Below are 22,966 nucleotides of genomic sequence, written 5' to 3'. Positions count from 1 at the left end.
TGGTTCAGGGGTGGATCAGCGGGTGAACGTGACCCGGTGTTCCTTCAGGGCGCCGCAGTTGGAGCCGTACACCTGCACGTACACGTTGTTGATGCTGCCGCCCCAGTCGACGCAGTGGCCCTTGCCGTAGACGTAGGTCGGTCCGGCGAAGGACGTGAAGCGCCCGGCGTCCTCGTGGCTTTCCTCGGTCGCGGGGACGAAGATCCACGCGGCCATGTCCACGGCGGTACCCGGGTTGTTGCGGATGGTCGTGACGCAGTTCTGCCCGTTGGAGGCGTTGTACGTCAGGTAGACGGTGCCCAGGGAGCCGACGGCTGCCGAGTTCACGGTCTTGTAGGCGCTTCCGCAGACCTTCTGCGGAGTGGTGTTGGGCGCGGCGGAGGCGGGTGACGCCAGGGCGGTCGTGGTCCCCACGGTCAGCGCCGCCAAGGCGGACGCGGCCAGGACGGAACGGGTAAATCTCATATTTCCCCCTTGCAACTCTTCGAGGCGGTTGCTCCTGCATGATGTGACCCGCCGGGCATCCAAAGGGTTGTGCGTCAGTTCCCAGGAAAATCAAGTGAGTTGGGGAGCGGCAATGCGTGAGAATCCCGTCCGTGATTACCGTTCTGTGGTTGTGCGGTCCACCGGGTGTGGGCAAGACGACGGTCGCCTGGCAGCTGTACCAGGAGCTCAACCGGTCGGGGAGGTCGGCCGCGTTCGTCGATGTCGACCAGCTCGGCATCTGCTACCCGGAGCGGGCGGCGGACCCGGGCCGGCATCGTATGAAGGCGCACAACGTCGCCGCCGTGGCGGAGGGGTTCCGGCGGGCCGGGGCCCGGTGTCTCGTCGTCCCCGGTGTCGTCGACGCCGAGCGAGGCGTCGAGCTCGCCGGCCTGCCGAGGGCCGCGGTGACGGTCTGCCGGCTGCGCGTCGGCCCGGACGAGCTGCGGCGGCGTTTCCTCGGGCGCGGTGGTGCTCCCGGACTGCTCGACGCCGTGCTGCGGGAGGCCGACGCCCTCGACGCGAGCGACTTCGCCGACGTGTGTGTCGAGACCGGCGGTGTGGCGGTGCCGGAGGTGGTGCGGCTCGTGCGGGAGCGAACTGGTGGCTGGCCCGGGTCCGCTCCGTCGGCGGCGGTCGACGCGGGGGAGCCGCCCGATGTGCTCGGGGAACGGCGGCCCGCCGACGGCCCCGTGCTGTGGCTGTGCGGTGCGACCGGCGTCGGCAAGTCGGCGGTCGGCTTCGCTGTCTACCAGCGGGTGCTGCGCGCCGGGTTCACCGCCGCGTACGTCGATCTGGACCAGGTCGGCTTCTGTCATCCGCTGCCGCCCGACGACCCGGGTGGCCATCGCGTCAGGGCCCGGAACCTGGCGGCCCTGTGGCGGACCTACCGGTCTGCCGGGGCGCAGGCGCTGGTCGTGACCGGGCCGGTCGGTGACCCGGCCGCGGTCGGTGTGTATGCCCAGGCGCTGCCGGGGGCCGAGTTCACGCTGTGCCGGCTGCACGCCGGGCGGGAGGAGCTGACGCGGCGGATCATGCGGCGGGGGCGTGGCGGCGGTTGGTCCCAGCCGGGCGATCCGCTGCGCGGGCAGCCAGCCGAGCGTCTGCTGGGGGTCGCCGACGAGGCGGTGACGACGGCCGTCACGCTGGAGGACGCGGGCGTCGGCGACCTGCGCATCGACACCGACGGGCACACCGCGGACCAGGTGGCGGACGTGATCCTGGCACGGACAGCGTGGCCGTCCGCGGCAGAACCCAAGGCCGGACCCCGGGCCCGCCTCGGCAGGCGCCCGAGCATGCCCAGGCCCCGCCACCTTTAGTCACGAGTCGCTTACGGCACACGCGAGATCCGGAGGATCTGCTCAGGGGTGTCACACATACTGCACATCCCCCTTCCAAAGTCTCGTTAGCGTTACAGCTCGATCCCACGTGCGAACGTGACCATGCCGCGGCCGGTGAGCCGCCGGCACAGCCAGATCGGGAAGACCACACATGGACTACTGCTCCTCGTGCCGTCGGCACCTCAACGGCGCCTTGGTCTGCCCGGGGTGCGGCGCCTACGCCCCGGACATCGACCCCTCCGCCGCCGACGGCCGCACCGACCCGGCCGCCTCCGGCGCATGGCCCGACGGGAACGTGCGCGAAAGGAACGTGTGGGACGACGGGAGTGTGTGGGACACGAACCGCGCCGGCACGCGGGAGATCCCCCTCGCGTACGCCGGATCGTCCGGCGGCCACGAGACCCTGGGCACCAACCCGTCCGACGGTGACGGCGCCCCGGACACGGAACCGTCCGACGGTCACGAGGCCGCGCACACCGCCGGGGCCGACGGCTACCAGGCCCCGCAACAGGGGCGGGCGGCACGGCGTCGTCAGATGGCCCGCTGGAAGAAGAACCAGCGCCGGGCCGTGGTGGCGACCGCCGTCGCGCTCGTGGGAGGCGGTCTCACCGTCGCCGCCATGAAGGGCGACTCGACGCACGGCGTGCAGTCGGCCACGGCACCCGAGGACACGACCATGGGCGGCGCCGAGGGACAGGCGCCGGAGTACACCGAACCGACGTCGACCCGGCGGGACGTCCCGCGGTCCTCGCCCACGCCCACCACTCCGCCGCACGCCGGCCGCACCTCGCAGCGCGAGCAGCAGCCCCGGGCCACCGCTCCCCGCAGGACCCCGGCGGACCCGCGGACGGACGCGGCCACCGCGCCCCGCGAGCTGCCCAAGACGACGCAGCCGAGGACCACCGCCCCGAACACCGTCGACACGGCCACCGGCAACGCCGGCAAGTCCACGTCGACGGCGACCGAGCAGACGACACCGCCCGCCGCCGACACCGGCTCGGACGCGCAGCAGCCCGCGTCCCCCGAGACACCCCCGTCCGCGTCGAGCCCCACGCCGCCTCCCACGAACTCCGACTCCAACTCCAAGGAGCTCTGCCTGCTCGTCATCTGCCTGGGCTGAGCGGAGCGACGACAGTCGCCGAAAACCCGTGGCCGCACCGCGGCCGCCCTCGTACCTTCGGGTGCATGGCAGACGAGTGCTTCCGGCAGCCGCGGCTCGCCGCGGTGTACGACCCGCTCGACCCCGACCGCGCCGATCTCGAACCGTACCTGCGCATGGCGGAGGAGTTCGGGGCGCGCCGGGTGCTCGACATCGGCTGCGGCACGGGCGTGTTCGCGCTGCTGCTGGCGGAACGCGGCGTCGACGTCGTCGGCGTCGATCCCGCCGGCGCGTCCCTGGACGTGGCCCGCGGCAAGCCGGGCGGCGAGCGGGTGCGGTGGATCCACGGCGACGCGGCGACCCTTCCGCCCCTGACCGCCGACCTCGCGACGATGACGGGCAACGCCGCCCAGGCGATCGTCGATCCCGAGGACTGGCGCAGGACCCTGCGAGGGGCTCGTGCGGCACTGCGGCCCGGCGGCCGGCTCGTGTTCGAGACCCGGGTGCCGGCGCGCCGCGCCTGGGAGGAGTGGAACCGCGAGGCCACGCACACCGTGACCGACGTCCCCGGTGTCGGCGCGATCGAGTCCTGGGCCGATCTGCTCGACGTGAACGGGCCACTGGTGACCTTCCGCTGGACCTACGTGTTCGCCGCGGACGGGCGGGTGCTGACGTCGGATTCGACGCTGCGCTTTCGCGAGCGGGAAGAGGTCGAGGCGGAACTCGTCGCGCAGGGCTATGTGGTGGAGGACGTGCGCGACGCGCCCGACCGGCCGGGCCGGGAGTTCGTGTTCGTCGCACGGCGTCCGCAAACAGCCGACTGACTCAGGCCCTGCCGCCTCCGCGCAAGCGGAATCCGCCCGTACAATCCTCGCGACCAAATCGGGGGCGTCATCAGCGGGGGAGTCCGCGTGGAAACCATCATCGTGCAGTTGCCCGGTCCCGCACAGTGGGGTGCGGACGAGCCGGGCAGGCCCCACCTGATCCATCTGGGCCCCGGGGACATCGCCGACTTCGGCCGCGGCACGCCCGGCAGCACAGGCGTGCGCATCGTGCTGACCGACCCCGGGATCTCGCGCCGGGCCGGGCAGTTGGAGGCGGCCGGGGACTACTGGCGGCTGTCCAACTTCAGCCGCAGCGTGTCGTACGTCGTGGAGAACCTGGAGGGAGCCGGCGAGTACCTGACCGTCGCCCCGGGGCGGCTCGGCGCGCCCGTGCCGTTCGAGTTCTCGCGCGTGGTGCTCCCGGCCCTGTCCGGCACCGCGACCTTCAAGGTGTTCGCACCCCAGCACGCCTACCTCGGTGAGCAGTCCGCGCCGGGCGGCGGGGAACAGACCGTCCACCCCTTCGCCCTGGACCCGACGTCGAAGTACTTCCTGGTGCTGGTGGCCCTGTGCGAACCCCGGCTGCGCGACCCCTCCGACTCGGCGCTGCCCGGGGTCGGGCAGATCGTGGAGCGGCTGCGGCCGCTGGAGTCCTGCCGGGACCTGACCCGCTCCGCGGTCAACTACCACATCGACTACCTGGCCTTCGCCAAACTGCGCCTGGACCTCGGTGAGGAGACCGCGACCGGGTCCGACGGCGGCCGCACCGGAGCCAAGCGCTCCAGGCTCGCCTCCGTCGCCCTGCGCTTCGGCCTGGTACGCGAAGAGCATCTCAGCCTGCTGCCGTCCCGCGGGGCCGGCCGTCTCACGCCGCAGGAGGCAGGCGCATGACGAGACCCGACGACGTCCCGGACGACCTGGAGATACCCGGACCGCCCCGCCTCCCGGAGGGTTTCCGGATCGAGGACTGGGAGGTGGGCACGGTCATCGGCTCCGGCGGCTGGGGGACCGTCTACGAGGCCCGTACCGTCGCCGACGGCACACCCGCCGCCGTGAAGGTGCTCCCGACCGGCGCCCTGGGGCCCGGGCAGCGCGCCGCGCTCGGAGAACTCGTCGAGCGCGAGGTCCGGTTCAGCGCCGAGGCCGACCACCCCCACCTCGTGCGGACCCACGCCGTGTGCACCGTCGAGGCACCGCACCTGCCCGCCCTGGACGGTGCCATCGCCCTGGTCATGGACCGTGCCGAGGCCAGCCTGAAGGACGTCCTGGACGCCGCCTCCACCGGCGGGCCGATCGACCGTGCCGACCGCGTCCTGCGCGGAGTCGCCGCCGGACTCGCCCACATGCACGACGCCGGCTGGGTGCACGGCGACCTCAAGCCCGCCAACGTCCTGCTGGGCCCGGGCGGGCAGGTGTGGCTGGCGGACTTCGGGCTGGCCGCCGAACTCGACGGCACCCACGCCCATCTGCCGCCGCTCGGCACCCTCGACCACCTGCCGCCCGAGTGGTGGTCCCAGCGCACCGGCACCCAGGGCGCCGTCGTCCGGCCCACCGCCGACATCTGGGCCTTCGGCGTCCTCGCCCACCAGGTGCTCACCGGCGGACTCCACCCCTTCCCGGGCGCCACGGCCCGGGCCCGCTCCCTGGCCGCCCAGGCCTACGCACGCGGCACCGCACCCCTGCGGCTCGACGCCGGCCTCGGCGACGACGTGCGCCGGCTGATCGCCGACTGCCTGGCGCCGGACCACGCAACCCGGCTCCCGCACACGGCTCGTGGCGTCGCCGCCCGCGTCGAGGAACTCACCGGCGATCCGCGCCGCCGACGACGCCTGGTGCCGGCCGTGGCGGCCGGGCTCGTCGTCCTGACCGCCGCCGCAGTCGCCGCGGCGGCACTCCTCGGCGGAGCCGGCGACACCCGGGACGACGACCGCGACCGCGGCTCCTTTGCCGCCGTCACCGGCGCGCACAGCCCGGTGCCCGGTGAGATACAGGAGGACTCCGACGTACCCGAGGCGCTGCGCCCCGTCATCGCCCGCGCCGCCCACCGCTGCACCGACGAGGAGATCACCCCCGCTCTGCTCGCCGCACTGCTCAAGGCGGAGAGCGGCTTCGACGCCAACGCCGCCCGCCCGGAGAGCGACGAGTACGGCATCGCCATGTGGACCCCGTCGGTGTTCCGGGCCTGGGCGGTGGACGGGGACGGCGACGGCGACAAGGACCACATGTCGCCGCCGGACGCGATCGCCACCATGAGCCTGTACGTGTGCTGGCTCGACCAGCGCTTCAAACAGGCGGGACTGCCGAAGAAGGACCTGCCCGCACTGGTCGCGGCCGGCTACCGCACCAGCGACCGCACGGTCATCGAGGAGGGCGGCGTCCCCGCACGGGTACGCCCGCACGTGGACAAGGTGCTGGGCTATCTCGCCGAGTACGAGCGCTGACCCCCGGACGTACGCGAGCCGCACTCCGGGACGTTCGGCAGCCGGTTGTCCGGCGAGCTGATGTAGATGTTGGAGATGTAGCCGCCGTACTGGGGCAGATAGGCCCACCACTCGTTGGTGTAGGGCGGCACGCTGACCACCTGGCCCCGTGTCTGGCAGCCCACCAGCACCTCGACCCCGGCCGGGAGTTGCGTGACCCGGGCATCACCCGTGGCCGGGCCCCTGCGGACGTTCACGAACTCGCCCCAGGTGCCGAACCACGCCCCCGCCGGCCGCACCCCGCCCGGCACGTTCAGCGAGCGGGTCAGCCGGCCGAGGTCGGTGTACGCCTTCCCGTACGACGTGCCGACCGGATGCAGCGTCAGTACGGCCACGATCGTGCGGTCGTCCGCGCCCACCGTGCCGGTGGTGTGCAGTGCGGGGCGGGTGAGGTCCACGCCGGCGGCGGCCCGGGCGGCGGGAGCGGTGGCCGGTGCTGCCTCGCCCGCCGCCCCCGAGGCGCCGCACGTCCCCTTCGCGTACTCCCCGGCCCAGCCCTGCTTCACCGCCCAGGGGCGGTCGAACGAGCCCGCGATCCCGAAGTGCTGGTCGAAGCGGTCCGAGGCACAGCGCGTGGAGCGGCGCAGGTTGTCCATGACGAAGTCGCGGACGGGCGCGGGCGCCTCGTCCAGGATGTAGCGGTAGATCGCCACGGTGTCCCGGGCCGACAGGGCGGTGTAGCCCCAGTAGCCCTCGTACCCGGCGGGGGCGGCGCGGTGTCGCGCAGACCGAGCCGGGTGGTCATCCGGTCGATGATCGCCGAGCCGCCGTACTGCGACCAGTAGTGGTTCGCGGCCTTGTCGTCGCTGCTGCGCAGCATCGGCTCCAGCCGCGCCCGGTCGGCCTCGGGGATCGTGTAGCCGGGCCCGCGGTTCCACAGGAAGTCCAGGGCCAGCAGCAGTTTGACGACCGAGGCGGACCGGAACCGCGCGCTCTCGTCGACCTGTTCGGTGAACGTGCCGGTGCGGCGGTCGAAGACCGCGATCCCGGCGGTGACGCCGTCCGGGATCTGAGCGCTTCCTGGTCGCCGGTGGCCCGGTGGCCCGGTCGCACGGTGGTCCGGCGGAGCCTTGGTCCCGCGCCGACACACTAGGAGCCCGAGCGGTGGGGCCGGTCCTGACGAATGTCAGGGCTCCCCGAAACGAGACGACCTGTGGCGTTCGACCCTGATAAGTGTCAGGTGTCGCAGGTGTGGTGACGCCCGTACGGTCACGACCAGAAACACCCGCCGACACACGAAAGAGGGCTCATGAGCCGCCGATCACTCAGGACACTGCTGGCCGCCGGAGGCGCCGCCGCGGTGATGGCGCTCCTCCCGACCTCCGCCCAGGCCGCGCCGCACTCGGGCGGCAACTACGGGGCCTACGGGAACGAGGGTCAGTACCCCACCACCTCCTACTGCTCGGGCACGTTCCGGCAGGTCGGGGCCACCAAGTACGCCGAAGGCATGGCCCTGAAGTACTTCTACTCCGACAAGTGCGGCTCCTTCGCCCGGATCGAGAACTCCCGGCCCGGCTGCGTCGCCGTACTCCAGCGTTCCGACAACGGCGTGGGCCGTGTGGACGGCTGGGTCTCCGAGACCGTCGACCCCGGCATCACCTACGCCTACACGCAGATGGGCAACAACCTCAACGGACGCGTCTCGCGCGCCCTGCTCTCGTGCGACGGCCACGACCTGACCGAGACCGGCTGGTACTGAGCCGCACACACGCCACAGGGGGCGGCCGGTGTTCCGGTCCGCCCCCTTCGCGCACCGACGTCACCGGGTGGGGCAGCGTCGGCTACGTCTTCTACACGGACATGGGCCCGATGGGGTACTGCTGACCTGCAACGAGCCCGCGGCGGGCCACCGATCTCCGGTGGGCCGCCGCGGGCGTGTGGTGGCTGATGGTGCGTCAGCAGTCCGGGACGCCGGCAATCTTCTGGCCGCCCCGGATGTACAGGTTGTTCACCCAGGCGACGTCGCTGCCCGAGAGCTCCATGACGGCGGTCCACCAGTTGTTCGTGCCGACGGCCGGGTCGTGCACCGTCTGGCCCTGCTTCTGGCAGATGGCGTCCGCCCACCACTGCGAACGGACCGCGAGGCGCGGGGAGTTGGTGGTCGGCTCCTGGCGCAGGTTGACGTCGGTGGCCCAGATGTAGACGTCGGTGAGAGTCGGGTCGCCGCCGTCTGCGACGGCCGGGGCCGCCTGGGCCGTGGTGGCGAGGCCGCCGACGGCGAGCGCGGCCGCGGCGAGGCCCATGGCGGTACGGCTGATCATTCGCTTCATGTGTCTGTCCCCCGTAGGACGATGGTGAGGATGGTGTGGTCAGAAGTGGTCATGATCCGGGTCAGCAGCGCGCCGAGGCGGGCAGGTCGCCGTACTCGTTGCCCTTGAGGTACACGGCGCTGACGTAGCCCTCGAGGAGCTTCACCCAGACGTCGTTGCTGTAGCCGTTGTCGGTGATGCGCTGGCCGCGGGTCCAGCAGTAGGCGCCGAGCGGCTGGCCCGCCGGAACGGTGGCGAGGATTCCGTAGGAAGTGCCCGGCCCGTAGCGGACGTTGACGGTCTCGTACGGTACGACCGCGTACGGCGCGGCCATGACGCGGGCGCCGCCCTGCTCGCCTGCGGCGGACGCGGCTGCGGTCCCCGCGGTGAGCGGGCCGAGCAGAGCGAGCGCCCCGGCGCCGACGAGCGCGGCCCTGGCGAAGATGCGAGTGGACATGTCGAGTTCCCCCTGAGGTGTGGCCGACGCTCAGAACTGTAGGGAGAGCAGGGGCGACGCGGTCCCTGACAATTGTCAGGGTCGTGCGGGACAACAGGGGTGCGGGCGAGGGTACTTGGCCCTGCCGGGCGGGGGCGGCGCGATACGGCCGAAAACCGCTCGACGACCACAGCCGCCTCTGTCTACGATCCACCGCGCGGCATCGCGTGCCGGTCACCGTCCGGGTGAGGCATGGAGGCGCCGCGGAGATGCCCGTGGAGGCATTCAACAGTGTCAGTCGAGTTCAATCACACCATCGTCCTGTCCCGTGACCGGGAGAAGTCCGCTCGTTTTCTCGCGGAGATCCTGGGCCTGGAGGTCGGGACACCGGCCGGGGTGTTCCTGCCGGTGACGACCGCCAACGGCGTCACGCTGGACTTCCTCACCATCGACGCCGACATTCCTATGCAGCACTACGCGTTCCTCGTCTCCGAGGACGAGTTCGACGAGGCCCTCGACCGGCTCGTCGCGGCCCGGATCCCCATCCAGGCCGACCCACACGGCAACCACCCGCGCAAGATCAACCGCCACGACGGCGGCCGGGGCGTGTACTTCCTCGACCCGGCGGGCCACGGCCTGGAGATCATCACCCGTCCGTACGGCGCGGACCCGTCCTCGCCGCTTAACGGCGTCATGGAGGATGTGCCCGGGGCGGTCTGATCCGGCCTGGGCCGGGGACGGGGGCGACGCCGCTCCCGTCCCCGGCCCACCGCTCCCGCGAGCGGGCCGTTCAGGCGGCGTCCTTCAGCGTCAGGGGAGTCGGCTCGGGGCCGGCGTCCGGTGTCCTGCCGCGGCGGGGGAGCAGGACGGGGGTGGAGAGGAGGAAGACGCCGGCGAGGGCGATGGCCGTATGGGGGCCGGTCAGGTGGGCCAGCAAGCCCCACAGGGCGGTCATGGCCGCTGTGGTGGCCTTGCCGGTGGCCGACCAGGCGGACAGGGTGCGGGTGACCCGGTCCGCGGGGGTCCGGTCGAGGCGGTACGTGGCGAACACCGGGTTGAACACGGCACAGCAGGCGATCAGCCCGAACTCGACCGCCATGACCAGCGCCAGCCCGGCCGTACCGGGGCCGACGAAGGCCAGTCCGAGTGACCAGCAGGCCCGCAGCACCCCCGCGGTGAGCATGACCCGGTGCCGCCCGAACCGCGTCACGAGCCGTGGTGCCAGGCGCGAGCCGAGCAGGCCGCCCGTGCAGGGCACCGCGAAGGCGAGCGCGTACTGCCAGGGGGCGAACCGCAGATGGTCGACCATCAGGACCATGAGCGGTGGAGAGGCCGCAATGATCAGGGAGTTGACGAGGACCGTGTTGAAGAAGAGCGGGCGCAGCGCCGGGTCGGCCAGGATGTACCGCCAGCCGTCGAGCAGGTCGCCCGCGCGGGGGCGGACCTCGCTGGACGCGGGCCGCACCGGGGGTTTCTCCTCGCCGCCGATCGCCCGGAGGCCGAACGCCGAGAGCAGATAGCTCACCGCGTCGGCCACCACGGTCGTCACCGGACCGAACAGCCCGATCGCGGCCCCGCCCAGCGGCGGCCCGACCATGCTGGCCGTCCAGGTCGTCGCCTCGAACCGCCCGTTCGCCACGAGCAGGTCCCGCCGCGGCACCAGCCCCTTCAGGAACGCCCCGGCCGCCGCGTTGAAGGTGATGTCGGCCGCCGCGACGGCCACCGACACCAGCAGCAGCTGGCCGAAGCTCAGCCGGCCCAGGGCGAACGCCACGGGGATGCTCAGCAGCACCGCGCACCGGACCAGGTCCGTAGCGATCATCACCGGCCGTTTACGGCGGACCTCCACCCACGGTGCGAGCGGCACCGACACCGCCGCGCCGACCGCCGGTCCCACCGCCGCCAGCAGCGACACCTGCATCGGTCCGGCGTCCAGCGCCAGGACCGCGATCAGGGCGAACGCGTCGAACGCGAGCCAGGTGCCGGCCGTGCTGACCGCGTACGCACCCCACAGCCACCCGAACCGCCGCCCCAGCGACCGCCTGCCCGCCATACCCGGCGCACACTCCCAGCTCCCGCGGACAACCCGGTGTTGACCGGCAGCCATCCAAGCGGGCGCAGGGCCGCCCGGGCAAACAACCGTCCGTCACCCGTGGCACAACCAACCGTTGTGCCACGAAGACACGGGCCGTCCCACCCGTGAGCCGTCTCAGCGCTGGTAGAGACCCACCAGCGTGCCGTCCGCGATGCGGCGCTTCTCGACCTCCTCGTGCACCTGGTTCGCACGGGGCGCGTCGGGCAGGACGCACGGTTCGGACAGGGCGTAGAGCCGGAAGAAGTAGTGGTGTGCGTCGTCCCCGGGCGGGGGATGCGGGCCGCCCCAGCCACGCTGCCCGTAGCCGTTGACGAGTTCCGTGCCGCCCGGTGGGCAGTGCCCGGCCTCGACGCCGTCGCTGTGCGGGTCGATGCCGACCACGACCCAGTGCGCGAAGGTGCCCGACGGGGCGTCGGGATCCTCGCAGATCAGGACCAGTTCGGCCGCGTCGTCCGGTACGCCGCTCCAGGTCAGCGGCGGAGAGACGTTCGGTCCCTCGTACGCGTACCGGCGCGCGATGAAGGAGTGGTCGTTGAACGCGTCGCTGCGCATTTCGATGCCGGTCATGTGCCCCGGGGTACCCCCGCGGGACCCGGACATGCGGTTCGGGACCGATCGCCTCGGGTACCCGTGAACCCTCCGGAACGAGCCGGAATAGGGTAGCGAGCCGGAAAAGAGGTAGGGGACGGAGGATCACGAGGATGTCTCCCCTGGCAGAAGACCCCGCGGCACACCCCCGGGAGGACCGCCGCGCCCCCGCTCGCACCGCACGGCTGCGCAACCGCATCCCCGAGCCCGACGAGGAACCCGACCTCCTCGGCCAGTACCTCACGCAGATCGCGGCGACCCCGCTGCTCACCCGGGAGGACGAGGTCCGGCTGGCCCGGCGGATGCAGGCCGGCGTGCGGGCGCTGGAGGAACTGGAACAGGCCGACGCCGGTGAGCGCGACCTCACGCCGGAGCGTCGCGAAGAGCTGGAGGAGGCCGCCCGGGACGGCCAGGCCGCCAAGGACCACATGGTCCGCGCCAACCTCCGGCTCGTCGTGTCGATGGCCAAACGCCACGCCCACCGCGGGCTGCCCCTGCTGGACGTCATCCAGGAGGGCAACCTGGGGCTGATCCGGGCCGTGGAGAAGTTCGACCACACCAAGGGCTTCAAGTTCTCCACCTACGCGACCTGGTGGATCCGCCAGGCGATCGAACGGGGCCTGGCCGCGCACGCGCGCACCGTGCGGCTGCCGATGCACGTCGTCGAGCAGCTCCAGAAGGTCGCCAAGATCGAACGGCGTCTGCAACTCGACCTGGGTCGTGAACCGAGCGTCGAGGAAGTGGCCCGCGAGAGCCGCCTCGCCGCCGACAGGATCGGCTGGCTGCGCCGCGTCGGCCGGCAGGCCGTCAGCCTGGACACGCCCGTGGACGAGGCCGGTGAGACCGTGGTCGGCGACCTCATCCCCGACACCGAGGTGCTCCAGGGCCCGGAGGTGGCCGAATACCAGGCCCTCGCCGAGGAACTGCGCGAGGCCGTCGGCACGCTCGGGCCTCGCGAGGCCATGATCCTCAGCCTCCGCTACGGCCTGCACGACGGCCACACCCGCACCCGCGACGAGGTCGCCCGCCGCGTCGGCCTCACCCGCGAGCGGGTACGCCGGCTGGAGAAGGAGTCCCTCGCCCGGCTGCGGGCGCCCGAGAACCGGGAGCGGCTGGAGGCCTGGGCGGGCTGACCTCCCGGCTGATGCTGCGCTGCGGGACGGGTATCCCGGCTCGTGCGGCGCTGCCGGGCCGGTCTTCCGGCTCAGGTCGCGTTGCCGGGCCGGTCTTCCGGCTCATGCGGCGCTGCCGGACCGGCCGGCCGAGCCACCACCGGTTCATCCGCGCGTCAACGCCAGCGAGCCGTCCGGCTCCAGCGTCACCCCCACCCCGCCGCTGATCCGGTCGAGCGTCGTCCGCAGCCACGCTCGGTCCGCCCAGGGGGCCGGCTCCAGCCGCATCCGGCGCGCCCGCAGCGGCACCATGCGCAGCCCCGCCAGCCGGCCGCTGTCCGCCTCGAGCGAGACGAGGAACGCCAGCCGCAGGTCGTCGCGGTACTCCTCGTAGCCGGTGATGCCCTCGTAGTCGTCGACGAAGTCGCCGCAGCCGTACAGGATCAGCCGGTCCCGGTACACCTCCAGCGGTCGGGGGTGGTGCGAGGAGTGGCCGTGGACGACGTCGACCCCGCCGTCCACCAGGGCGCGCGCGAAACGGACCTGCTCCCGGGGCACGCGGAACCCCCAGTTCGTGCCCCAGTGCACGGACACGACGATCACGTCACCGGCTCGGCGGATCCGGCGGACGTGCCGCAGCACGGAGTCGGCCGCGGCGGGCGAGAGCTCGGGCACGTACGCCACACCGGGCCGGTCCGACGTCGCCGCCCAGCCTGACGGGATGCCGCTGGAGCGCGCCCCGAGCGCGAGGACCAGCAGCCGGCGATCGCCGGGGAGGGGGACCGCGGCGGGCGCGTACGCCTGCTCGGCGTCACGTCCCGCACCCGCCGTCCGCAGGCCGGCCCGGGCCAGTGAGTCCAGGGTCTCCAGCAGGCCCGGGCGGCCGAAGTCCAGGACGTGGTTGTTGGCGAGGACGGTCACGTCGGGCCGGGCCACGGCCAGGGCCGGTAGGTTGGCCGGGTGCATCCGGTAGTGGATCTCCTTGTCCAGGGCGAACGTGTTGCCGCGCGTGACCGACGTCTCCAGGTTCACGATCCGGGCGTCCGGGGCGGCCGCGTCCAGCACCCGCAGCGCCTCGCCCCACGGCCAGGACGGACCGACGGGGGCGGGCACCGGGCCGTGCGCCGACTGCGCCAGCCGGACGTAGGACCGCGCGTCCTCGACGTACGCCTCCCGCAGTGCCGGATCACACGGGTGCGCCAGAATCTGGTCGACGCCGCGCCCGAGCATCACGTCACCGCACAGGAACAGCGTCACGACGCCGCCGCCCACACCTCCACGGTAGGCGCACCCCGGCCGACGGGGTCACGCGTCGACCGTCACCGCACACGACCACCCGTACGGATCCGGCCCGATCCGCAGCTCGCTCCACTCGACGGCCGTCGGAACCGCCCCGGTGATCTCCACATTCGCCAGACCGGTCACCGCCAGCCGCACGTCCAGGCCGCCGTCGGCCTCGTCCGCCTCCACGTCCACCGGCACCTGGCCGTACTCCTCCAGCCGGAAGATGATCTCGTCCAGCAGCGAGACGAGCAGGTCGTCGTCGCTGGCCTCGGCCAGTCGCACCCGGTCCACGGCGGTCGGACGCACTCCGGAGACGTCCGCGAAGCACTCCACCATCGCCAGGACGGCCTCCGCCAGACAGTGCTCCCGGCACGCCGCCCACGCCTCGATCCGGATGCACTCCGGATGCGGCACCGCCCGGTGCCCGCACTCGCCCGCCTGCCGTCCCTGCCCCTCGTCGCCCCTGTCACCTGCCATGAACATCGACTGCCCGAGGCTCGCGCCCCCATGCAGCGACCGGCCCGGCGCGTGGGTCAGACCGGCTCGTCCGCGAGGTACGGCGGCGCCGGGTCGTACTGGATGTGGCGGCGCACGGCCCTGGCGTGGTCACGGCCGTGCAGCCGGCCGACGAGCCACAGCGCGCTGTCGATGCCGGCCGAGACGCCCTGGCTGGTGACCAGGTCGCCGTCCACGACGTAGCGGACGTCCCGGACGACCGTCACGTCACCGAGGGCCTCGAGGGTGTCCTCCTGGCTCCAGTGCGTGGCCACCCGCCGCCCGCGTGCGGGACCCGCGGCGTGCAGCAGGAACGTGCCGGTGCACACGCCGTGCACCCACGCGGCCCGCTCCGCGGTCTTCCCGATCCAGTCGGTGACCACCGGGTTGTGCACCTGGACCTCGCGCGCGCCCCGGCCACCCGGCACGTGCAGCACGTCGAGCGGCGGATGGTCGTCCAAGGTGTGGTCGGGCAGGACCCGCAGGCCCTTGTTGCAGCGCACCGGGCCGGGGTGCTCGGCGACGAGCACGGCCGTGTCCCCGCCGTCGCGCAGTCGGGCGGAGACGTTGAAGACCTCCCAGGGGCCCACGAAGTCGAGCTCCTCGGCGTCCTCGAAGACCAGCAGGCCGTATGTCGTCATACGGGTTCCCCTTTCCATGAGACGTGGTGTGCGTTGCTACGAGACCTGGTGAGCGCCGGCGGGTTCCGAGGTGGAGCGGAAGCGGACGCGGTAGTCGGACGGCGCGATGCCGAGCCGGCGGTGGAACGTGCGGCGCAGGGTCTCGGCGGTGGCGAAGCCGTAGCGGCGGGCGATGGCCTCGACCGGTTCGTCGCCCTCGGTGAGGGCGCGCTGGGCCGCCTCGACGCGCACCCGCTCGACGTACGCGGCCGGCGGCACGCCCAGTTCGGCGGTGAAACGGCGCTGGAGGTGCCGTGGGCTCAGCCCGGCGTGCGCGGCGAGGCCGGCGATGTCGTGCCGGGCGCCCGGATCGGCGTGGATCGCGGCGACGGCGGCCCGCACCGGGTCCGTCGCCGGCTGCCGCGCCCACAACGCCACGCTGAACTGGGACTGGCCGCCCGGCCGGCGCAGGAACAGCACCAGCCGGCGGGCCACCGCGTGCGCGACGTCCCGGCCCAGATCGTCCTCCACCAGGGCGAGCGCCAGATCCATGCCGGCCGTCACACCGGCCGACGTCCACACCCGCCCGTCCCGGACGAAGATCGGCTCGCAGTCCACCCGCACCTCGGGGTGCTCCCGGGCCAACTGCTCCTCACGGGCCCAGTGCGTGGTGACCCGGCGCCCGTCCAGCAGCCCCGCCGCCGCCAGCAGGAACGCCCCGCTGCACACCGAGGCCACGCGCCGGGCACCGGCCGCCGCGGCGGCGATCCAGGAGACCAGCGCCTCGTCCTGCCGGGCCCGGTCGACACCCCGGCCGCCGACCACCACGAGCGTGTCGATCCCGGCCGGGCCGAGGTCCGCCACGCCGTGCTCGGCATGCACGAGCAGTCCGCTGCCCGACCTGACCGGTCCCGCCCGGGGCGCCACGACCTCGCAGGCGTAGTCGTCGCCCGAGCTGTGGAACACCTCGTGCGGGCCGGTGAGGTCGAGCGGCTGAAAGCCGTCGAAGACGACGAAGACGATACGGCGGGGAGTCACGAGACGGCGGGGAGTCACACTTCCACGCTCCTCCGGCCCGCGGTATGGCGTCAACGACACGCATCCCACAGATCGCGCCATGCGGGAGGCGGGACGGCCGCCGCAGGGTGGGTAGGCGGGCGGAAGAACCCGGGAACCGGGGGACGAACGGCCCCGGGAGTCCGGGAATTGGGGGAGAGGAGGCCTCCGATGATCTCCCAGACGGTCACCGTGCCCGCCGACGGCGCCGCGCTCACCGGCGATCTGACCGTGCCGCCGGCCGCCCGCGCGGTCGTGCTGTTCGCGCACGGCAGCGGCAGCTCCCGGCACAGCCCCCGCAACCGCGAGGTCGCCGCCGGCCTGCGCACCGCCGGACTCGGCACCCTGCTGATCGACCTGCTCACCGAGGAGGAGGAACGGCTCGACGTCGTCACCGCCGAACTCCGCTTCGACATCCCCCTGCTGGGCCGTCGGCTGGTGGCCGCCATCGACTGGCTGGCACAGTCGCCCGGCACCCAGGGCCTGCCCGTCGTCCTGCTCGGCGCCAGCACCGGCGCGGGCGCCGCCCTGGTCGCCGCCGCCGGGCGCCCCGACCGGGTGCCGGCGGTCGTCTCGCGCGGCGGGCGGCCCGATCTGGCGGGCGACGCCCTGGACGCCGTCCGGGCTCCCGTGCTGCTGATCGTGGGCGGCCGGGACCGGCAGGTGCTGCGGCTCAACGAGGAGGCGGCCCGACGACTGCACGTCCCGCACACCATCCACGTGGTGCCCGGCGCCACGCATCTGTTCGAGGAACCGGGCGCACTCGACCAGGTCACTGACGTGGCCCGGCAGTGGTGCCACGACCAGCTGAGGACCGCGGCGGGCTGACGCCGGCCCGCGTCAGCCGGCCACCGGCACATCGATGCGCAGCCGGGCGCCCTGCCGCAGCAGTTCCCGCTGCACCAGCCGGTACGGCACACCCCGAGGCCCGTGCTTGTGACGTACGGTCAGCGCGGCGCACACGCCCGCCGCCTGGCCGGTCGCCATCGCGATCGGCATGACCCGGTACGACGAGTGCGCCACGTGCGTCCCCGAGATGCAGCGGCCCGCCACCAGCAGCCGCTCCGTGCCCTTCGGTACGAGACAGCGCAGCGGGATGTCGTAGAAGCTGCCCGCGGGCACCCGCTTCAGGACCGTCCCGGAGCCGCGCGGGTTGTGGATGTCGACCGGGTAGGCGCCGTGCGCGACGACGTCCGGGAAGCGGCGGGCGGCCAGGATGTCGTGGCCGGTGAGGTGGTAGTCGCCGACGACGCGCCGGGTCTCCCGGACGCCGATGTGCGTGCCGCTCTGCACCACGTACGACTCCTCGAAGCCGGGCACGCGGGTGCGCAGGAAGCGGTCGATCTCCGCGAGCTGGCGCCGGGCGGTGTACTCGGCCCGCGTCAGGTCCCACACGCTGGTGCCGAGCACCCTGTTCACGCGGGTGCTGTTGACACTGACCTCGCGCGGATGCGGCGTCGCGAAGAACAGGATGTCCTCGCGCGGCAGCCGCAGATCACCGTCCGCCCGGGCCTCCTCGACCAGGTCCCACAGACCGTGCACCCCGCGCCACTGGTCGGGGTGCTCCCGCACGTACGCCGCGAAGTCCGGCCGGGCGAAGTCCGCGACCCGGAACATCAGCGTCATCGGCTGCACCAGCCCGTCCTCCGGCCGCCCGATCTCGTACGGCGCCCCGCAGGCCGCCGCGACGTCGCCGTCGCCCGTGCCGTCCACGACCACGTCGGCGTCGATCACCACCGGCCCCGACTTGGTCTCGAACACCACACGCCAGCCGTCGTCGAGGCGCAGCGCCGTGGAGGCGAAGGCGTGGAACAGCATCCGCACGCCCGCCTCGTCCATCATCTCGAGCAGGACCAGCTTGAAGAGCTCCGGGTCGAAGGGGACCGTGTATCCGGTCCTGGGGGAGGGCTTCAGGCAGCCGCCGCGGCCCATGAGGCGGTCCAGCAGCTGCCACAGCACGCCCTGGACGACCGGCTCGCCCTCGCCGTGGTCGGTGGGCAGCAGCCGGGCTTCGTCCCCGGACTCGGTGAACGTGGCCTGCTTGTGCTCGTTGTGGAACGACATCAGCGGCATGACCAGCGCCGCGGTCGCGTTGCCGCCGAGGAACCCGTAGCGCTCCACCAGGACGACCTCGGCCCCGGCGTCGGCCGCCGCGACCGCCGCGGCGAACCCGGCCGGGCCGCCGCCGACCACCAGGACCTCAGTCCGGCCGCCGTGCTGGGCGGGCCGTTCGGGCAGGGTGACGGTGCGGGGCTCGCGCGGTTCTTGCAGGATCGGCATCGGTGTCCTCCCGCGGGCGGGGCCTCGGCGGCGCCGGCGTCACACGCCCAGCGGGCGGGGTTCGGCAGTGGGCTCGGGCGATGGTTCTGCGTGCGTGCCCAGGAGGGGAGCGGTGCCCATGGCGGCCTCCGTGCCGCCGTCGACCTCGTCCAGCAGCACGCCGCAGCGTGCGCAGGTCTCCAGGGCCTGCGTGGACAGCTCCCGGACGCGGGAGTGCAGCTCCTCCTGGCGCTGCGGATATTCGTCCCACAGCCGGTCCACCTCCGCCAGCAGCAGCCCGGCCTGCTCACGCGCCACGCCCACCAGGGCCGGAGCCCCCATCCGGCGTGCGAAGTCGAAGACCTTGCCGGAGTAGGGGAGCGGCAGCACCGGCAGCCCGGAGAGCGCCGCGAAGATCACGAAGTGCAGGCGCATGCCGACCGCCAGGTCCAGATGGCGCATGAAGCCGAGAACCTGCCCCGGGCTGTACGAGCCGTGCAGGATCCGCCCCTTGTCGGGAGCGGTCATGTGGGACAGCACGGCGTGCGCGTGCCGCACGTCGTGCCGCTCCATCGGCAGGAACACCACGTGCGCGTCCAGCCGGCGGACGAGGAAGTCGGCGACGTCGGCGAGCAGCGCGTGGTAGTCGCCCTCGTCCAGCTTCTCGGCCGCCCGGCCCGGCTCCCGTACCGACATCCCCACCAGGCGCGAGTCGGTGGGCACGCCCTCGTGGCGCATCATCTCGTCGGTGAACGGCTCCGGTTCCAGCAGCAGCGCCGGATCGGCGGTGACGACGACATCGCGTTCGACACCCACCTCCTCCAGCACCAGCTTGGACTCCTCGTCCCGCACCACGACGTCGTCCATGTCGGCCAGCACGGTGCGTACGGCCTCCCGGTCGTCGGCCTCGCGCAGCGGACCCGCGCCGATGGCGTAGGCGAAGGTGCGGATGCCCCGCTCCTGCGCGGCCCGGACCAGGCGCAGATAGCGGCGCGCCTCACCGTCGAACAGGAGCCCGCCGCCGCCCAGGACCAGCACGTCCAGCGAGGCCAGTGCCACCAGGACGTGGTTGCGGCTGACGCCCTCCCAGTCCACCACCTCGTCGGCGCCCGGGTGATGGGCCCGGGTGTGCTCGGCGTTCCGGCTGAAGACGACCAGCCGGGCGTCGGGCCGCTGGGCGCGCAGACAGTGCAGGACACAGGTCAGGATCGACTCGTCGCCGATGTTGAAGCCGCCGTACGAACCCAGCACGCCGATGCGCGGGCCCGGCCGGGCGGGCTTCGGATGAGAAGGGGCAGTGGTCATCCGGGTGCTCCCGTCGCGTCGGAGTCTGCTCAGTGGCCTGGTGCGCCGGTCGTGCGGTCAGGGCCGTGCCGTACGTACGGTCGTGCCGTGCGCACGGTCCCGGGTTGCCTGCGCCACCCGCCCGGAAACACCCCGCGTTCCGAGTGTGACGGAGGTCCGGAAGGTGTGCATTGTCCGGTAGGCGATGTGTGCATTGTCCGGTGGGCAGGGGGTACGCGGGAGCCGGACCGGCCGAGGGCCCTCTCCGGGCGGGAAGCAGAGGTGACCGTCATGCGGTTCCGTGATCGCCGGCAGGCCGGCGGGGAACTGGCAGAAACACTGCGCACCCGGCAGAGCGAGGGGGCACTGCCGAATCCCCTCGTCCTCGCCCTGCCCCGCGGTGGGGTCGCCGTCGCGCGCGAGGTCGCCGGGGCGCTGGACGCCCCGCTCGACGTGCTCGTCGTCAGGAAGATCGGGGCGCCCTTCCAGGAGGAGCTCGGCGTCGGCGCGATGGCCGGGGACGAGGTGCCGCTCCTCGACGAGGACGCCATGCGCCACCTGGGCCTGCGTGAGGCCGCCCTCGCATCCGTCATCGAGCGGGAGCGCGCGGAACTGCGCCGCCGCGAGCGGCTGTACCGGCAGGGTCGTCCCGCACCCGACCTGCGCGGACGCACCGTGATCGTGGTCGACGACGGCCTGGCGACCGGTTCCACGGCCCGGGCCGCGCTGCGATTCGTCCGCCGTCAGGCGCCCGAACGGGTGGTGCTGGCCGCGCCGGTGTGCTCCCCGGAGGCGGCCGAGCTGATGCGCGCCGAGGCCGACGAGGTGATCTGCCTGTACCAGCCGGCCGCGTTCATGGCCGTTGGCCTGTGGTACGAGAACTTCGACCAGATGACGGACCAGGACGTCCTGGAAGCACTGCACGCGCAGCTGTGACCAATTGTTCACCTTTCAGGTGTGGCGGAAATCGGCCACGTCGAACAACGATGTGCCATCCCCACACCTGTAACAGGAGCATCAGTGAACGTCCCGCTCTCCGTATGGCTGCTGACCGTGGCAGCTCTGTGCCTGCTCGTCGCCGTCGACTTCTTCGTCGGCCGCAAGCCTCACGACGTGTCCGTCAAGGAAGCCGGGACGTGGACGGTGGTGTGGATCGTCCTGGCCGTGCTGTTCGGGCTGGGGCTGTGGTACTTCGGTGGGAGCGGACCCACCGGTGAGTTCTTCGCCGGGTACATCACCGAGAAGTCGCTGAGCGTCGACAACCTCTTCGTGTTCGTCCTGATCATGGGGAAGTTCGCGGTGCCCTCGCAGTACCAGCAGCGGGTGCTGATGGTCGGCGTCCTGATGGCCCTGGTACTGCGGGCCGGGTTCATCGCGGCCGGCGCGGCGATCATCACCGCCTTCTCCTGGGTGTTCTACATCTTCGGCGCCTTCCTCATCTGGACCGCCTGGAAGCTGATCCAGGACGCCCGCAAGGAGGACCACGAGGAGGAGTACCAGGAGAACAAGCTGCTGAAGATGGCGGAGGAGCGCTTCGGCGTGGCCGACCGCTACCACGGCACGAAGCTGTTCATCACCGAGAACGACAAGCGGATCATGACCCCGATGCTGGTCGTGATGCTCGCGATCGGCTCCACGGACGTGCTGTTCGCCCTCGACTCCATCCCCGCGATCTACGGGCTGACGCAGGACCCGTACATCGTGTTCACCGCGAACGCCTTCGCCCTGATGGGGCTGCGCCAGCTGTACTTCCTCATCGGCGGCCTGCTGAAGAAGCTGGTCCACCTCTCCTACGGCCTGTCGATCATCCTGGGCTTCATCGGCGTGAAGCTGGTGCTGCACGCCCTGCACGAGTCGGGCGTCCACGTGCCCGAGATCAGCATCCCCTTCTCGCTGACCTTCATCGTGCTGGTGCTGGCCGTCACCACGATCACCAGTCTGCGGGCTTCGAAGAAGCAGGAGGCCGAGGCTGAGGAGGCGGAGCGCGCCACCGGGCCCCAGTAGGTTCTGCCGGTTGCAGCCGGGGACCCCCTGGGGCGTCAGACGACGCCGTCCGCGCGCAGGGCCGCCACCTCCTCGTCGGTGCGGCCCAGCTCGGCGAGGATCGACTCGGTGTGCTCGCCGACCGCCGGTACGGGGTCCATGCGGGCGGGCAGGCCCGCGAGGTCGGCCGGCGGGAGCAGGGCCTCCACCGTGGCGCCCGGCACCGCGACCTCGGTCCAGCGGCCGCGAGCGGCCAGCGCCGGGTGGTCCAGGAACGCGGCGACGTCGTTGACCCCGGCGCAGGCGATGCCGATGGCCTCCAGGTCCTCGAGGATCTCGTCGGAGCCGGAGCGGGCGAAGCGGGCGGCGACGATCGTGTTGAGCTCCTCGCGATGGGCGACGCGGTCGGAGGCGGAGGCGAAGCGCGGATCGCCGACCAGCTCCGGCCGGCCGAGGAACCCGGTGCACAGGGCCGCCCACTCCCGCTCGTTCTGGATGGAGAACAGCACTTCCTTGCCGTCGGCGGCCTCGTAGGTCCCGTACGGCGCGATGGTGGCGTGCTGGGTGCCCAGGCGCGGGGGCTGGGTGCCGCCGTGCCGGGTGTAGTAGGCGGGCTGGCCCATCCACTCCGCCAGCGCCTCGAACAGGGACACCTCCACCGGGTGGGCCTCACCGGTGACGGCGCGGGTGTACAGGGCCGTGAGGATGCCGCTGTAGGCGTACATCCCGGCGGCGATGTCGGCGACGGAGATCCCGGTCCGGGCGGTCCCCTCGGGGGTTCCCGTCAGGGACACAAGACCGGTCTGGCACTGCACGAGCAGGTCGTACGCCTTGCGGTCGGCCCAGGGGCCGGTCGTGCCCCAGCCGGATATCGTGCACGGGATCAGACCGGGGCGGCGGCTGGTGACGGTGGCGGCGTCCAGACCGAGCCGGCCGGCGGCGCCCGGGGCGAGGTTCTGTACGAACACGTCGGCTCCGTCGAGGAGTTCGTGGAGGATCTCGTGGCCCCGTGGATCCTTGAGGTCCAGTGTGAGGGACTCCTTGGACCGGTTGAGCCACACGAAATAGCTGGAGTGGCCGTGCACGGTCGTGTCGTACCGGCGGGCGAAGTCGCCGCCGCCTGGCCTCTCCACCTTGATCACACGGGCGCCGAGGTCGGCGAGCTGCCGGGTGGCGTAGGGCGCGGCCACGGCCTGTTCCAGGCTGACCACCGTGACCCCGGCCAGGGGAAACCGCTGCACGCTCATACCTCATGCTCCTGAACCTCGTACCGGACGGC

At 72.6% G+C, this 22,966-nt stretch carries 23 protein-coding genes and 1 pseudogene; 11 read left to right on the top strand and 13 right to left on the bottom strand.

Translation table 11 applies throughout. From position 1 onward, the window contains the following. Positions 1-15 precede the first annotated feature (15 nt). A complete protein-coding gene (locus tag ACIBNA_RS13525) occupies positions 16-465 on the bottom strand; it encodes a spore-associated protein (RefSeq protein WP_399165366.1) in 450 nt (149 codons plus the stop codon). A gap of 131 nt (positions 466-596) precedes the next feature. On the opposite strand from ACIBNA_RS13525, the gene ACIBNA_RS13520 reads away from it, so the two are divergent. From ACIBNA_RS13520 to ACIBNA_RS13500, 5 genes are all read left to right on the top strand, one after another. Continuing rightward, a complete protein-coding gene (locus tag ACIBNA_RS13520) occupies positions 597-1,802 on the top strand; it encodes an AAA family ATPase (protein WP_399165365.1) in 1,206 nt (401 codons plus the stop codon). A 172-nt stretch (positions 1,803-1,974) separates the two neighbouring features. Further along, complete coding sequence (locus tag ACIBNA_RS13515) at positions 1,975-2,943, top strand: hypothetical protein (RefSeq protein WP_399165364.1); 969 nt, start codon at positions 1,975-1,977, stop codon at positions 2,941-2,943. A 65-nt stretch (positions 2,944-3,008) separates the two neighbouring features. Further along, positions 3,009-3,746 (top strand): class I SAM-dependent methyltransferase, encoded by a 738-nt coding sequence (locus tag ACIBNA_RS13510; protein ID WP_399165363.1) that lies wholly within the window; start codon positions 3,009-3,011, stop codon positions 3,744-3,746. Between the two features lie 87 nt (positions 3,747-3,833). Continuing rightward, positions 3,834-4,637, top strand: coding sequence for a serine/threonine protein kinase (locus ACIBNA_RS13505; RefSeq protein WP_399165362.1), 804 nt, complete (start codon positions 3,834-3,836; stop codon positions 4,635-4,637). Further along, a complete protein-coding gene (locus ACIBNA_RS13500; RefSeq protein WP_399165361.1) occupies positions 4,634-6,187 on the top strand; it encodes a serine/threonine-protein kinase in 1,554 nt (517 codons plus the stop codon). The genes ACIBNA_RS13505 and ACIBNA_RS13500 overlap by 4 nt, the downstream gene beginning before the upstream one ends. Here the strand turns inward: ACIBNA_RS13500 and ACIBNA_RS13495 are convergent. After that, a pseudogene (locus ACIBNA_RS13495) lies at positions 6,163-7,235 on the bottom strand (hypothetical protein). The gene ACIBNA_RS13500 and the pseudogene ACIBNA_RS13495 sit on opposite strands and share 25 nt — an antisense overlap. 240 nt (positions 7,236-7,475) lie before the next feature. Here ACIBNA_RS13495 and ACIBNA_RS13490 point away from each other — a divergent pair. Further along, positions 7,476-7,925 (top strand): hypothetical protein, encoded by a 450-nt coding sequence (locus ACIBNA_RS13490; RefSeq protein ID WP_399165360.1) that lies wholly within the window; start codon positions 7,476-7,478, stop codon positions 7,923-7,925. 196 nt (positions 7,926-8,121) lie between these two features. On the opposite strand, the gene ACIBNA_RS13485 is transcribed toward ACIBNA_RS13490, so the two are convergent. Then, a complete protein-coding gene (locus ACIBNA_RS13485) occupies positions 8,122-8,496 on the bottom strand; it encodes a peptidase M23 (protein ID WP_399165359.1) in 375 nt (124 codons plus the stop codon). A gap of 61 nt (positions 8,497-8,557) precedes the next feature. Beyond that, a complete protein-coding gene (locus ACIBNA_RS13480; RefSeq protein WP_399165358.1) occupies positions 8,558-8,932 on the bottom strand; it encodes an SH3 domain-containing protein in 375 nt (124 codons plus the stop codon). 270 nt (positions 8,933-9,202) lie between these two features. On the opposite strand from ACIBNA_RS13480, the gene ACIBNA_RS13475 reads away from it, so the two are divergent. Beyond that, entirely contained in the window at positions 9,203-9,631 is a 429-nt protein-coding gene (locus tag ACIBNA_RS13475; RefSeq protein ID WP_399165357.1) for a VOC family protein, read from the top strand. A 70-nt stretch (positions 9,632-9,701) separates the two neighbouring features. On the opposite strand, the gene ACIBNA_RS13470 is transcribed toward ACIBNA_RS13475, so the two are convergent. Both ACIBNA_RS13470 and ACIBNA_RS13465 read right to left on the bottom strand, forming a co-directional pair. Beyond that, entirely contained in the window at positions 9,702-10,964 is a 1,263-nt protein-coding gene (locus ACIBNA_RS13470) for an MFS transporter (protein WP_399165356.1), read from the bottom strand. Positions 10,965-11,120: 156 nt separating this feature from the next. Next, complete coding sequence (locus ACIBNA_RS13465; RefSeq protein WP_399165355.1) at positions 11,121-11,573, bottom strand: YbhB/YbcL family Raf kinase inhibitor-like protein; 453 nt, start codon at positions 11,571-11,573, stop codon at positions 11,121-11,123. A 134-nt stretch (positions 11,574-11,707) separates the two neighbouring features. Here ACIBNA_RS13465 and ACIBNA_RS13460 point away from each other — a divergent pair, with 134 nt between their 5' ends. After that, complete coding sequence (locus ACIBNA_RS13460; RefSeq protein WP_399165354.1) at positions 11,708-12,727, top strand: RNA polymerase sigma factor RpoD/SigA; 1,020 nt, start codon at positions 11,708-11,710, stop codon at positions 12,725-12,727. Between the two features lie 144 nt (positions 12,728-12,871). Here ACIBNA_RS13460 and ACIBNA_RS13455 read toward each other — a convergent pair whose 3' ends face one another. From ACIBNA_RS13455 to ACIBNA_RS13440, 4 genes are read right to left on the bottom strand one after another with little or no spacing between them, the layout of a single operon-like run. After that, a complete protein-coding gene (locus tag ACIBNA_RS13455) occupies positions 12,872-13,978 on the bottom strand; it encodes a CapA family protein (RefSeq protein ID WP_399165353.1) in 1,107 nt (368 codons plus the stop codon). A 33-nt stretch (positions 13,979-14,011) separates the two neighbouring features. Continuing rightward, the gene (locus tag ACIBNA_RS13450; RefSeq protein WP_399165352.1) at positions 14,012-14,467 is read right to left on the bottom strand and encodes an archease; all 456 of its coding nucleotides are present in this window, start codon (positions 14,465-14,467) and stop codon (positions 14,012-14,014) included. 56 nt (positions 14,468-14,523) lie between these two features. Next, positions 14,524-15,126 carry a DJ-1/PfpI family protein gene (locus ACIBNA_RS13445; protein WP_399165351.1) on the bottom strand — a complete coding sequence of 201 codons (603 nt, stop codon included), beginning with the start codon at positions 15,124-15,126 and terminating at the stop codon, positions 14,524-14,526. Between the two features lie 36 nt (positions 15,127-15,162). Then, positions 15,163-16,143, bottom strand: a complete 981-nt coding sequence (locus tag ACIBNA_RS13440; protein WP_399165497.1) for a GlxA family transcriptional regulator — start codon at positions 16,141-16,143, stop codon at positions 15,163-15,165. Between the two features lie 189 nt (positions 16,144-16,332). On the opposite strand from ACIBNA_RS13440, the gene ACIBNA_RS13435 reads away from it, so the two are divergent. Beyond that, complete coding sequence (locus tag ACIBNA_RS13435; RefSeq protein ID WP_399165350.1) at positions 16,333-16,989, top strand: dienelactone hydrolase family protein; 657 nt, start codon at positions 16,333-16,335, stop codon at positions 16,987-16,989. A 12-nt stretch (positions 16,990-17,001) separates the two neighbouring features. Here the strand turns inward: ACIBNA_RS13435 and ACIBNA_RS13430 are convergent, their stop codons facing one another. Together ACIBNA_RS13430 and ACIBNA_RS13425 are read right to left on the bottom strand one after the other, a co-directional pair. After that, complete coding sequence (locus tag ACIBNA_RS13430; protein WP_399165349.1) at positions 17,002-18,441, bottom strand: FAD-dependent oxidoreductase; 1,440 nt, start codon at positions 18,439-18,441, stop codon at positions 17,002-17,004. Between the two features lie 39 nt (positions 18,442-18,480). Then, positions 18,481-19,725 (bottom strand): polysaccharide pyruvyl transferase family protein, encoded by a 1,245-nt coding sequence (locus ACIBNA_RS13425; protein ID WP_399165348.1) that lies wholly within the window; start codon positions 19,723-19,725, stop codon positions 18,481-18,483. A 270-nt stretch (positions 19,726-19,995) separates the two neighbouring features. On the opposite strand from ACIBNA_RS13425, the gene ACIBNA_RS13420 reads away from it, so the two are divergent. After that, positions 19,996-20,640 carry a phosphoribosyltransferase gene (locus ACIBNA_RS13420; RefSeq protein ID WP_399165347.1) on the top strand — a complete coding sequence of 215 codons (645 nt, stop codon included), beginning with the start codon at positions 19,996-19,998 and terminating at the stop codon, positions 20,638-20,640. Positions 20,641-20,724: 84 nt separating this feature from the next. Continuing rightward, positions 20,725-21,708 (top strand): TerC family protein, encoded by a 984-nt coding sequence (locus tag ACIBNA_RS13415; protein WP_399165346.1) that lies wholly within the window; start codon positions 20,725-20,727, stop codon positions 21,706-21,708. A 35-nt stretch (positions 21,709-21,743) separates the two neighbouring features. Here the strand turns inward: ACIBNA_RS13415 and ACIBNA_RS13410 are convergent, their stop codons facing one another. Beyond that, the gene (locus tag ACIBNA_RS13410) at positions 21,744-22,934 is read right to left on the bottom strand and encodes a CaiB/BaiF CoA transferase family protein (protein WP_399165345.1); all 1,191 of its coding nucleotides are present in this window, start codon (positions 22,932-22,934) and stop codon (positions 21,744-21,746) included. Positions 22,935-22,966: the final 32 nt, after the last annotated feature.

Origin of the sequence: Streptomyces sp. NPDC050164, from assembly GCF_044459945.1 — a bacterium.
Lineage (GTDB): Bacteria > Actinomycetota > Actinomycetes > Streptomycetales > Streptomycetaceae > Streptomyces > Streptomyces coeruleorubidus_A.
The sequence above is the reverse complement of the archived record's forward strand: the minus strand, read 5'-3'. Positions and strand labels throughout refer to the sequence as shown.

Bases quoted from the DNA above. Each gene is read 5' to 3' on its own strand.
- ACIBNA_RS13490 (WP_399165360.1), top strand. From the start codon at position 7,476: ATGAGCCGCCGATCACTCAGGACACTGCTGGCCGCCGGAGGCGCCGCC.
- ACIBNA_RS13500 (WP_399165361.1), top strand. From the start codon at position 4,634: ATGACGAGACCCGACGACGTCCCGGACGACCTGGAGATACCCGGACCG.
- ACIBNA_RS13465 (WP_399165355.1), bottom strand. From the start codon at position 11,573: ATGACCGGCATCGAAATGCGCAGCGACGCGTTCAACGACCACTCCTTC.
- ACIBNA_RS13470 (WP_399165356.1), bottom strand. From the start codon at position 10,964: ATGGCGGGCAGGCGGTCGCTGGGGCGGCGGTTCGGGTGGCTGTGGGGT.
- ACIBNA_RS13450 (WP_399165352.1), bottom strand. From the start codon at position 14,467: ATGGCAGGTGACAGGGGCGACGAGGGGCAGGGACGGCAGGCGGGCGAG.
- ACIBNA_RS13510 (WP_399165363.1), top strand. From the start codon at position 3,009: ATGGCAGACGAGTGCTTCCGGCAGCCGCGGCTCGCCGCGGTGTACGAC.
- ACIBNA_RS13425 (WP_399165348.1), bottom strand. From the start codon at position 19,725: ATGACCACTGCCCCTTCTCATCCGAAGCCCGCCCGGCCGGGCCCGCGC.
- ACIBNA_RS13420 (WP_399165347.1), top strand. From the start codon at position 19,996: ATGCGGTTCCGTGATCGCCGGCAGGCCGGCGGGGAACTGGCAGAAACA.
- ACIBNA_RS13430 (WP_399165349.1), bottom strand. From the start codon at position 18,441: ATGCCGATCCTGCAAGAACCGCGCGAGCCCCGCACCGTCACCCTGCCC.
- ACIBNA_RS13460 (WP_399165354.1), top strand. From the start codon at position 11,708: ATGTCTCCCCTGGCAGAAGACCCCGCGGCACACCCCCGGGAGGACCGC.
- ACIBNA_RS13525 (WP_399165366.1), bottom strand. From the start codon at position 465: ATGAGATTTACCCGTTCCGTCCTGGCCGCGTCCGCCTTGGCGGCGCTG.
- ACIBNA_RS13435 (WP_399165350.1), top strand. From the start codon at position 16,333: ATGATCTCCCAGACGGTCACCGTGCCCGCCGACGGCGCCGCGCTCACC.
- ACIBNA_RS13445 (WP_399165351.1), bottom strand. From the start codon at position 15,126: ATGACGACATACGGCCTGCTGGTCTTCGAGGACGCCGAGGAGCTCGAC.
- ACIBNA_RS13480 (WP_399165358.1), bottom strand. From the start codon at position 8,932: ATGTCCACTCGCATCTTCGCCAGGGCCGCGCTCGTCGGCGCCGGGGCG.
- ACIBNA_RS13410 (WP_399165345.1), bottom strand. From the start codon at position 22,934: ATGAGCGTGCAGCGGTTTCCCCTGGCCGGGGTCACGGTGGTCAGCCTG.
- ACIBNA_RS13485 (WP_399165359.1), bottom strand. From the start codon at position 8,496: ATGAAGCGAATGATCAGCCGTACCGCCATGGGCCTCGCCGCGGCCGCG.
- ACIBNA_RS13515 (WP_399165364.1), top strand. From the start codon at position 1,975: ATGGACTACTGCTCCTCGTGCCGTCGGCACCTCAACGGCGCCTTGGTC.